Here is a 10,585-nt window from a genome sequence, read left to right as displayed (position 1 = left end):
GGGGACTTGAACCCCCACGCCCCTTACAGGGCACTAGCACCTCAAGCTAGCGCGTCTACCATTCCGCCACCCGGACATTCGCTCCCAGGAGCGCGGTGCAGCACTGAACTTTAGCAAACCTCCGGCGGCGTTCCGAATCCGGTCTGGGTCGAACGCTGACCGTAGAGAGCGAGGTCCAAGAGCCTGTCGAGGTAGGCGTCCACCTCATCCATGTTGTAGCCAGGTCGAATACGTACGGGCGTGAACCGCGATCGGGTGATCCTCTGAGCAAGCTCACGGTCCGGTGCGCGTTCGAGGACCTGCGGTTCGACCTCCAGGATGAACGCGTTGACCTCTGCAATGTCGTAACCCTCAATCCATCGAACCGTGGAGAAGGCGAGACCCGGTGGGTGCATCATGTATGCAAGTTTGGCAGAATAACCGTGCACAAATTAGTTGAGGCCCCGGGAAGTATGAGTTCCCGGGGCCTCGCCTTGAACGAGTGTGATGCTCTCGATCTATCCGGAATCTCCGTCATCACCCGCCTGCCACATCACTGGCTTGCTGCCTTTGACTTGCGTCGCTGGCCATAGGATCAAACTTTGATTCTTTCCTGCTCTCCCGAAGGAGTGCGTAGGTCATTTGTATGCCCTGGCCCAAGGCTGCGCAATAGCTTTTCGAGAAGTTTCTTGGGTATTTTTGCCGATTCAGGGGGTTGCCCACAGACCTGCCTAGGTCACCCACAGGATGGACCCAGTTGTGCACATCTTTTCCACACTTTGGGCTCCAAAGTAGGTCAAAGAGTTGCCGAGATTGCGTGGATCACGACACCGGCGAGTCCACCGACCACCGTTCCGTTGATCCGAATGAACTGAAGATCGCGTCCAACGTGGAGCTCGATGCGCTCGGCGGTCTCCTTGCCGTCCCACCGATTGACGGTCGCGGAGATGATCGTTGCGACTTCGTGCCCGTAGTTGTTGACCGCGTATGCCGCGATGTCGGAGATAGTCGTGTCGAGACGATGGCTCAAGTCCGGATCATCGATCAGCTTCTGTCCGAAAGCGTCGACCTCCTCGCGGGCTCGCCGACGCAGCAGCCCGTTCTCGTCGCCCAATGAGCCGATCAGCGCCCGGCGCAGCGCGTCCCACAACTGAATCGACGTGGCGATCACCCTGGGCTGCGAAAGCATGCGTTGTTTGAGGTTCTCTGCACGCTCCATCGTTGCCGGGTCGTGCTGCAGATCGTGGGCGAGCTGGACGAGCCAGCGATCGAGTGTCACGCGGGCAGGGTGACCAGGCGTACGGCTGATCTCGGCCACCCATTCGACGACCTGCTCGTGGACCCAACCGGCGACTCTCTTGTCGAGCCACTGAGGTGTCCACGTCGGAGCACGGTTCTCGATGAGGGCAGCAACTTCGTCGTCGTTGTGCAGGAGCCAGCGGCCGAGCTCGTCGAGCACCAGGTCGACCAGACCTCGATGAGCATCGTCGCGCAGGACCTCTTCGAGCAGTTGCCCAACGACCGGACTGAGGTGCTCTTCCCTCATACGAGGAATCAGCGCTTCTTCGATGATGGCCGCGACATCGGTTTCCTTAATGTGCGACAGCGCATCGGACAGGATCCGTGAAGCCTCACTGACCACGCGTTGGCTGTGCTCCCCCGTCACCAACCAGTCGCCGATGCGGCGGCTGACCTCAGCGGACTGGATACGTTCGCGGATGACCTCTTCGCGGAGGAAGTTGTCAGCCACGAACTCCTGGAGGCTCTCCCCCAGTGATTCCTTGCGCTTCGGGATGATCGCAGTGTGCGGGATCGGCAGACCCAACGGATGACGGAACAACGCCGTTACGGCGAACCAGTCCGCGATCGCACCGACCATCGCGGCTTCGGCGCCGGCGTTCACGTATCCGATGAAGCCGTCCTCATTGCGGGTGAAGACGTAGATGATCGCGGCGAGGACGAGCAGGGACAGCGCGAGAGCGCGCATCCTGCGCAGACCCTTGAGTCGCGCCTGGTCGCCCTCGGAGAGGCCCTCCGGCATCTGGAAGCTGGTGCTGCTGTCAGGCGTCGTCACACGCCGAGACTATCGGCGACGTACGGGGGCCGCGCTGCGTACACTTTCGGGCATGAGTGAGCGCCAGCGAACGAATCAGAAAAATGTGTTCATGACGTCACCGACATATCGTTGGCTCTTGTCGGAGGTGACGTCATGAGCTTCAACGAAGGCGCATCGCTGGACACAAGTCAGGTCACCGGCGGTGGCGGAGGTCGTGGTGGAGCCGTGATCGGCGGTGGCGCCGGCGGCATCATCCTCCTCATCCTCGGCCTCATCTTTGGACAGAACCTCACAGGAGGGTCGTCCAACCCGTTCGACACTGGTCAGGTGCTGGGCGGCGGCGAGGAGTCGACGGCGACGTTCGACCAGTGCAAGACCGGCGCTGACGCCAACCGCGATGACGTCTGCCGCATCATCGGCACGGTCAACAGCGTCCAGGACTATTGGACCGACGCGCTTCCTGCGGACGTCAAGCGGCAATACCAAGAGGCCAAGACCGTGATCTTCTCCGGTCAGACCCAGTCCGCGTGTGGCACAGCGTCCGGCGCCACGGGTCCGTTCTACTGCCCGGCCGATCAGCGCATCTACATCGACGCGTCCTTCTTCGACGAGCTGACCTCCAAGTTCGGTGCCGACGACGGCGCGCTCGCCCAGGAGTACGTCGTGGCACACGAGTACGGCCACCACGTCGAGAACATCCTCGGGTTCCTGGCCAAGGGTCAGGACGGCAAGTCCGGTCCACTGAGCGGCGGCGTACGCATCGAGCTGATGGCCGACTGCATGGCCGGCGTGTGGGCCAATCACGCGGCCAACACCGAGGACGACAACGGCGTGACCCTGCTCAAGCCGCTCACCGAAGAGGACATCAAGTCGGCGCTATCAGCTGCAGCCGCGGTCGGCGACGACCACATCCAGGGCACTCTCGGAGGCGGCAACGTCAACCAGGAGACCTGGACGCATGGCTCGAGCGAGTCGCGTCAGAAGTGGTTCCTCACGGGCTACCAGAGCGGCAACGTCAACACGTGCGACACGTTCGCCACGAACGACCTCTGATCGGTGGATGGGACTCGGCCCACCACGCCACGGTTTCGCGCTGAACTCTGGATCGTCCTTGGGTTGTCGCTCGGCCAGTCGGCGGTCTATGCCCTCCTGAGCCTGATCGTACAAATTTCAGGCAAAGGGGTCCGCAACTCAACTGCGACGCTCAACGCGTCGCGCAGCGATCGCGAATGGCTCGACTTCACCCTCCAGGTGCTCGGGATCGGCTTCGCTCTCGTCCCTGTCGTGCTCGCGCTCTACTTGCTGAGCCTCGATCCAGACAAGCCATCACCGCTGCGTCGGCTGGGCATCACCGGTACGAGTCGCGGCCGCGACGTGCTCTGGGGCATGGGACTTGCTGCCGTCATCGGTCTGCCCGGCCTCGGTCTGTATGCGGCTGGGCGCGAGCTCGGCATCACGGCTGAGGTCATTCCAGCGCCGGTCGACCAATACTGGTGGACGATTCCGGTTGTGATCCTGGCGGCGCTGCAGAATGCGATCCTCGAAGAGGTCGTCGTCGTCGGCTTCGTGATGACCCGACTCCGTCAGATCGGCTGGAACATCTGGGCGACGATCGTCACGAGCGCACTGATCCGCGGCAGCTATCACCTCTACCAGGGCTTCGGCCAAGCGCTCGGCAACGTCGTGATGGGCCTTGTCTTCGGCTATTGGTTCACGAAGACGAAGCGCGTCCTGCCGCTGATCGTGGCTCATACGATCCTCGATGTCATCGTGTTCGTCGGCTACGCAGTCCTCAAGGAACACGTGGACTGGCTGTGAAGACGACGTACGACCCCGCGTTGCCGATCACTGGTCGGCACGACGACATCGCCGCTGCCATGCGGGACCACCAGGTCGTCGTGGTCGCTGGCGAGACCGGCTCGGGCAAGACGACCCAGCTGCCCAAGATCGCGTACGAGCTGGGCCAGCGCAGCATCGCCCACACCCAGCCGAGGCGCATCGCAGCCCGGTCCGTCGCCAAGCGCATCGCCGAGGAGTGCGAGGTCGAGCTCGGTGCCGAAGTCGGATACGCCGTCCGGTTCGACGACAAAACCTCCGCTGACACCGCGATCCGGTTGGTCACCGACGGACTGCTGCTGGCCGAGGTGCACTCCGATCGCCGGCTCAAGCGCTACGACACGATCATCATCGACGAGGCTCACGAGCGGTCTCTGTCGATCGACTTCCTGCTCGGCTACCTCAAGCAGCTGCTCCCGCGCCGTCCTGATCTCAAGGTCGTGATCACATCAGCAACGATCGACGTCGACCGGTTCGCGGAGATGTTCGACGCCCCGGTGATCGAGGTCAGTGGGCGTACGTACCCGGTCGAGATTCGCTACCGGCCGCTCGATGAGACCGGTGCTGACGACCAGCTCGATGCGATCGCCGCCGCCATCTCGGAGCTGCCCCGGGACGGCGACATCCTCGTGTTCATGTCCGGCGAGCGCGAGATCCGTGATGCGACGGACTACCTGCTGGGCAAGAAGTACCCGCGTACCGAGATCCTGCCGCTGTTTGGTCGCCTCGCAGCGGCTGACCAGCAGAAGATCTTCAGTTCGCACCCTGGCCGCCGGATCGTGCTCGCGACCAATGTGGCCGAGACATCGCTGACGGTACCCGGCATACGCCACGTCATCGATCCTGGGTTCGCCCGCATCTCGCGCTTCAGCCAACGCCTCAAGGTCCAACGGCTGCCGATTGAGCCCATCTCGCAGGCCAGTGCCGCACAACGGTCTGGTCGATGTGGACGTGTCGCAGATGGCATCTGCATCCGGCTGTACTCAGAGGAGGACTTCGACGGCCGACCAGAGTTCACAGACCCTGAAATCCAGCGGACCAACCTCGCCTCCGTGTTGCTGCAGATGGCTTCGCTCGACCTCGGCGCCATCAAGGACTTCCCGTTCCTCGACCCGCCGGACTCTCGCGCCGTCACGGACGGTCTGAACCTGCTGTACGAGCTCGGCGCGATGCACGCCGAACGGCTCACCAAGGTCGGTCGCAAGATGTCCACCCTGCCGACCGATCCGCGGCTGGGTCGAATGTTGCTCGCCGCCGACAAGCTCGGGTGCCTGGCCGACGTACTCGTGATCGTCTCGGCGATGTCGATCCAAGACCCGCGCGAACGCCCGCTCGAGCACCAGCAGGCCGCTGACGAGAAGCACAAGCGGTTTGTGGAGCCTGATTCGGACTTCCTGTCCTGGCTCACGCTGTGGAAGTACATCCGCGAACAGCGCGACAACCTTTCGAGTTCTGCCTTCCGCCGCATGTGTCGCGACGAGTACCTCCACTACCTGCGCATCCGCGAGTGGCAGGACGTGCACTCTCAGCTTCGCCGGACCGCCAGGGATCTCGGCATGAAGGCCGGAACCCCGAACGCTGACCCAGACCTCGTACACCAGGCGCTTCTGACTGGCCTGCTGTCGCACGTGGGTCTGCGCGAGCCGGATGGACGCGAGTTCCTCGGGGCGCGCCAGGCCAAGTTCATGATCTTCCCCGGCTCCGGCCTGGCGAAGAAGCCACCACGTATGGCGATGGTTGGCGAGCTGGTCGAAACTAGTCGGCTGTGGGGTCGTACGGCAGCCAAGATCCAGCCCGAGTGGGTGGAGGAAGCCGGCGAACACCTGGTCAACCGGTCATACAGCGAGCCGCACTGGTCTACCAAGCGTGGCTCAGTCATGGCGCGAGAGAAGGTCCTGCTGTACGGGATCCCGATCGTCGTCGACCGGCTCGTCCAGTACGGGCGCGTCGATCCGGTGGTCTCGCGAGACCTGTTCATCCGTCACGCCTTGGTGCAGGGCGAGTGGCGTACGCATCATCGCTTCTTCGCCAAGAACCAGGCGATGATCGGGCAGGTTGAAGAACTCGAGGACAGACTCCGACGTCGCGACCTGCGGGTGGATGACGAGACGCTGTATGCGTTCTATGACCAGCGGGTGCCAGCTGACGTCGTCTCAACCCGACACTTCGACACGTGGTGGAAGAAGACGCGGATTGATCACCCAGATCTCCTGACGTTCGACCCGGCAATGCTCAGCCACGATGCCGACGGCGCCGACGAGGAATACCCACGGGAGTGGCACTCCGATGGCGAGGCATACCCGCTCACCTACGCATTCGAGCCCGGCATGGAGGACGACGGCGTCACCGTCGACCTGCCGATCGAGCGTTTGCTGACGGTGGATGACCGCGCGTTCGACTGGCATGTCCCCGGTCACCGTGTCGAGCTCGTCACCGAGCTGATCCGTTCGCTGCCCAAGCGGCTGCGACGCGAGTTCGTGCCGGCTGGACAGTTCGCGCCACGCCTTGTCGACGCCATGGACGCTGCCGCCGCCGATCTCAGCAGCGAGCTCGCCCGACAGATGCGACTGCTCAACGGCACTGTCGTACAGCCAGAGGATTTTGATTTCGCTGCGCTGCCGGGTCACCTCCGAGTGACCTTCCGAGTGCTCGAGAATGGCAAGGAGCTTTCGCGCGGGAAGGATCTCGACGAACTTCGGACTGAGCTGTCGAGCTACGTACGAGCAGATCTGACAAAGGCCGCGCGACAGGAGGAGCGTTCGGGACTTCTCGACTGGACTGTCGGCGACATCGACCGCACGATCTCAGCCGGTCAGGTCACCGGTTATCCGGCGCTCGTGGATGAGGGCAAGTCCGTTGCTCTGCGGGTATTGGACACAAAAGCCGAGCAGGCCGCCGGCATGGTCCGCGGCCAGGCCAAGCTTCTCTCGTTCCATCTCGCTGCTCCTGTCCCCCAGATCGGGCGATCGCTCGATCTGCACTCGAAGCTCCTGCTGTCGACCGGCCCGTACGCCGACGCTGCCGCAGTGATCGAGGAATGCTGGTTGGCAGCCATCGAGGCGCTGATCCCGAGCCACGGCGGCCCTGCGTGGGACGAGGAGGCGTTCGCTGCGCTACAGGAGTCTTTACGAGCCGATGTCTACGACGAGACTGAGCGAGCCGTACACAGCGTGATCGCCGTGCTCAAAGCGCTCGGCGAGGTCGAGATCGACGACTCGGAGGCCGGCGAGGACGTGCGCGTGCAGCTCTCCTGGCTCATCTACAAGGGATTCATCCGCGACACGGGGACGAGCCAGCTTCGACGCTTGCCGCTCTATCTCGAAGCAGCGCGACGTCGGCTCACGTCCGGCAAGACCCCTGCCGACCTCGCTGCAACACAGGAGCTGGAGGCTCAGTTCCACGAGCAGACCGATGGGTTGTCCGTTTGGGCCAGACTCGCGCCAAACGTCCAACATGTCCGCTGGGCGCTTGAGGAACTGCGGCTCAGCCTGTTTGCTCAGGACTTGCGAACCGCGTTTCCGGTGTCGGTGAAGCGCGTGACCGCGCTGCTGGACGGGCTCTAAACGCCGAGCAGGTCGATCACGAAGACGAGCGTCTTGCCCGAGAGACGGTGACCGCCACCGGCTGGGCCGTACGCGAGCTCCGGCGGGCATACGAGCTGGCGGCGTCCGCCGACCTTCATGCCCGGGATGCCCAGCTGCCACGCCTGAATCAGCTGCGGGAGCGGGAAGTTGGCGGACTGGCCACGATCCCAGGACGCGTCGAACTGTTCACCAGTGTCGAACTCAACACCGACGTAGTGGACGTCAACCATGCCACCGGGAACGGCTTCAGCACCGTCACCCTCGATCAGATCGGTGATCTGCAGCTCGGTGGGCGCGGGTCCCTCGATGAAGTCAATTTCAGGCTTGTCAGTCATGCGTCGATCCTTTCACACGGGCTCGCTGTAAGAATGGCCAGATGCGCGCCACGATCCTCCATGCTGCCCGTGACATCCGCCTCGACGATGTCTCCGATCCTCAACTTCACGACGATGGCGATGCCATCGTTCGCGTGGTTGCGTCCTGTGTCTGCGGGTCGGATCTGTGGCCCTATCGCGGCATCAACGAGGTGACCGAGCCAGTGCGTATCGGGCACGAGTTCGTGGGGATCGTCGAACAGGTTGGCGCCAGTGTCCAGACGGTGAAAGTCGGCGACTTCGTCATCGCGCCGTTCATGTTCTCCGACAACACCTGCGCGCTCTGCGTGCGCGGCGTCCACACGTCGTGCGTGCAAGGCGGCTTCTGGGGATACGCCGACCACAAGGGACACCCGGTCGACGGCGGTCAGGGCGAGGTCGTTCGCGTACCTGTTGCCGACGGAACATTGGTCGCCACTCCGTCGCAGCCGAGCCAGGAGCTCATCCCCCATCTGCTGACACTGTCCGACGTGTTCCCGACCGGTCACCACGCTGCGGTCTCCGCAGGCGTCACAGCTGGCAGCACAGTCGCCGTTGTCGGGGATGGCGCAGTCGGCTTGAGCGCGATCCTCGCGGCCAAGCGCCTCGGCGCCGGCAAAGTCGTTGCAATGTCCCGCCATGAGGACCGCCAGCGTCTGGCCACCCAGTTCGGAGCCGACGAAGTAGTCGCGGAGCGAGGCAAGGAAGGCGCGGCAGCCGTGCGCGAGATCTTCGACGGCATCGGTGCCGACTACGTGCTCGAGTGCGTCGGCACCTCCGACAGCATGAAGCAGGCGATCCAGTCAGTACGTCCCGGTGGACGCGTTGGCTATGTCGGCGTACCGCACGACGTTCAGCTCAACATCCCCGCGATGTTCAGCCGCAACATCGGTATTGCCGGCGGCGTCGCTCCCGTGCGCGCGTACATCGACGACATACTCCCGGACGTCCTCGACGGCACTCTCCTGCCTGGCAAGGTCTTCGACCTGACGGTCCCGCTTGACCAGGTCGCGCAGGCCTACCAGGCGATGGACGAGCGCACGGCGATCAAGTCGATGCTGACGGTCTGAACTCGGTCACCTTCACGACCGCGTCGAGGTCAAGCGGACCGTAGATGTGCGGGAAGCTCAAGGGCTGCCCCTGCACGTCGTCGTACTGCCATGGAGACACCAACAGGTCGGTGTCGATCGTCAACAGCAGTACGGGTTCGGTGAAGTCGCTGTAGTACCGGTCGTACACGTCATCGACCTGCTCGGGACGCGAGCAGTGGATGAACCCGACGTCAGAAAGGTCGAGGCCCAACGTGGACACCGTGTAGGTGCCGGCACGTTGGGCCTCGGACCACGCGCTGTCGAGTGCGAGGTGGTGGATCAGCGGCATAACCGCACCGTACTAGCGAAGCTCCGACGACGTCAGGCCGAGCAGACGGCGAGCCACGATGAGCTGCTGGATCTGCTGGGTGCCTTCGAAGATGTCGAGGATCTTCGAGTCGCGTGCCCACTTCTCCACCAGCTCGGTCTCGCTGTAGCCGAGTGTGCTCGCCAGCTCGACGCAACGCAGCGTGATCTGGTTGCCGACACGGCCCGCCTTGGCCTTCGCCATGGATGCTTCCATCGAGTTGGGCTTGCGATTGTCAGCGAGCCAGGCGGCCTCGAGGGTCAGGAGCAGCGCTGCCTCGTAGTCGGCTTCCATCGAGATGAAGGTTGCGGCAGCGTACGACTGAGACTGAACGGGGCGGTCGTAGTCGATGACGACACCGGCGTCCTCGAGCAGCCGGCGGGTGTCCTCGAGGGCAGCACGCGCACAGCCGACAGCCATACCGGCCACCAATGGACGCGTGTTGTCGAACGTCGCCATGGCGCCTGCAAAGCCGCCCTTGGTGTCGATCTCCGGATTGCCCAGCAGGTTCTCCGCCGGAACGCGGCAGCTGTCGAGAACGATGACGGCCGTGTCCGATGAACGGATGCCGAGTTTGTGCTCGAGACGCTCCACGCGGATGCCCGGAAGGCTCTTGGGCACCAGGAACGACTTGATTGCAGCGCGACCGAGGCTTTTGTCGAGAGTTGCCCAGACGACGACTGAGTCGGCCCGCTCCCCTGACGTCACGAAGATCTTCTCGCCGTTGAGGATGTATGCGTCGCCGTCCTTGACCGCAGTCGTCGTGATGGCGGCCGAGTCCGAGCCAAAGCTCGGCTCAGTGATGGCCATGGCAGCCCAGGTGCCCTTGAAGCGCTCCAGCTGCTCGTCATTGGCCACCGAGGCGATGGCCGAGTTGCCGAGTCCCTGACGGGGCATCGACAGCAACAGGCCGACATCGCCCCAGCACATCTCGATGATTGAGAGCACCGACGAAAGGTTGGAGCCGTTCTTGACCCTGCCCTTGTCGTCGTCGGAGTCATCGCGACGTACGCCGGCTGCACCGGCACCCTGGCCTTCGCCGGAGTCACCCATGCCGTCGATCAGCGAGGCAAGGAGATCGAGCTCCTTGGGATATGCGTGCTCGGCAAGGTCGTACTTGCGGGAGTTGGAGCGCAGGAAGTTGTCCGCGACCTGATTGGCCTGCTGGACGAATGCGCGGAACTTGCGAGGAGTTTCGAGATTGATCATGGTGTGGTCCGCCCTCAGACGAGGACTGCTCCTTCCATCAGGCCGACAGCACGCAGATCGCGGTACCAGCGTTCGACTGGGTGCTCCTTGACGAAGCCATGTCCACCGAGCAGCTGTACGCCGTCGGTGCCGATCTTCATGCCGTACTCGGCCGTGAGTCGCCGGGCGAG

General features: G+C 63.5%; 10 protein-coding genes. 4 read left to right on the top strand and 6 right to left on the bottom strand.

Annotation, left to right across the window (positions count from 1 at the left end; all coding sequences use genetic code 11):
- Nucleotides 1–110 precede the first annotated feature (110 nt).
- Nucleotides 111–398 (bottom strand): DivIVA domain-containing protein, encoded by a 288-nt coding sequence (locus tag V6M39_RS01705; protein ID WP_332641926.1) that lies wholly within the window; start codon nt 396–398, stop codon nt 111–113.
- A 377-nt stretch (nt 399–775) separates the two neighbouring features.
- Nucleotides 776–2,053, bottom strand: a complete 1,278-nt coding sequence (locus tag V6M39_RS01700) for a DUF445 domain-containing protein (protein ID WP_332641925.1) — start codon at nt 2,051–2,053, stop codon at nt 776–778.
- 135 nt (nt 2,054–2,188) lie between these two features.
- On the opposite strand from V6M39_RS01700, the gene ypfJ reads away from it, so the two are divergent.
- The 3 genes from ypfJ to hrpA are packed head-to-tail and all read left to right on the top strand — an operon-like array spanning nt 2,189 to nt 7,434.
- A complete protein-coding gene (gene ypfJ, locus V6M39_RS01695; protein ID WP_332641924.1) occupies nt 2,189–3,088 on the top strand; it encodes a KPN_02809 family neutral zinc metallopeptidase in 900 nt (299 codons plus the stop codon).
- A gap of 3 nt (nt 3,089–3,091) precedes the next feature.
- Nucleotides 3,092–3,853, top strand: coding sequence for a CPBP family intramembrane glutamic endopeptidase (locus V6M39_RS01690; protein WP_332641923.1), 762 nt, complete (start codon nt 3,092–3,094; stop codon nt 3,851–3,853).
- Nucleotides 3,850–7,434 (top strand): ATP-dependent RNA helicase HrpA, encoded by a 3,585-nt coding sequence (gene hrpA, locus V6M39_RS01685; protein ID WP_332641921.1) that lies wholly within the window; start codon nt 3,850–3,852, stop codon nt 7,432–7,434. Before V6M39_RS01690 ends, hrpA begins: the two co-directional genes overlap by 4 nt.
- Here the strand turns inward: hrpA and V6M39_RS01680 are convergent.
- Entirely contained in the window at nt 7,431–7,790 is a 360-nt protein-coding gene (locus V6M39_RS01680; protein ID WP_332641920.1) for an FKBP-type peptidyl-prolyl cis-trans isomerase, read from the bottom strand. The genes hrpA and V6M39_RS01680 overlap by 4 nt on opposite strands.
- A gap of 41 nt (nt 7,791–7,831) precedes the next feature.
- On the opposite strand from V6M39_RS01680, the gene V6M39_RS01675 reads away from it, so the two are divergent.
- Nucleotides 7,832–8,878 carry a zinc-dependent alcohol dehydrogenase family protein gene (locus V6M39_RS01675; RefSeq protein WP_332641919.1) on the top strand — a complete coding sequence of 349 codons (1,047 nt, stop codon included), beginning with the start codon at nt 7,832–7,834 and terminating at the stop codon, nt 8,876–8,878.
- On the opposite strand, the gene V6M39_RS01670 is transcribed toward V6M39_RS01675, so the two are convergent.
- From V6M39_RS01670 to V6M39_RS01660, 3 genes are all read right to left on the bottom strand, one after another.
- Nucleotides 8,856–9,188, bottom strand: a complete 333-nt coding sequence (locus V6M39_RS01670; RefSeq protein ID WP_332641918.1) for a DUF952 domain-containing protein — start codon at nt 9,186–9,188, stop codon at nt 8,856–8,858. The genes V6M39_RS01675 and V6M39_RS01670 overlap by 23 nt on opposite strands.
- Nucleotides 9,189–9,200: 12 nt before the next feature.
- On the bottom strand, nt 9,201–10,415 hold the full coding sequence (locus V6M39_RS01665; RefSeq protein ID WP_332641917.1) for an acyl-CoA dehydrogenase family protein: 1,215 nt from the start codon (nt 10,413–10,415) through the stop codon (nt 9,201–9,203).
- A 14-nt stretch (nt 10,416–10,429) separates the two neighbouring features.
- Nucleotides 10,430–10,585: acyl-CoA dehydrogenase family protein (locus V6M39_RS01660; protein WP_332641927.1), on the bottom strand; the 156-nt coding region annotated here is incomplete at its 5' end.

It is taken from the genome of Aeromicrobium sp. (genome assembly GCF_036675695.1).
GTDB lineage: Bacteria > Actinomycetota > Actinomycetes > Propionibacteriales > Nocardioidaceae > Aeromicrobium.
The sequence above is the reverse complement of the archived record's forward strand: the minus strand, read 5'-3'. Positions and strand labels throughout refer to the sequence as shown.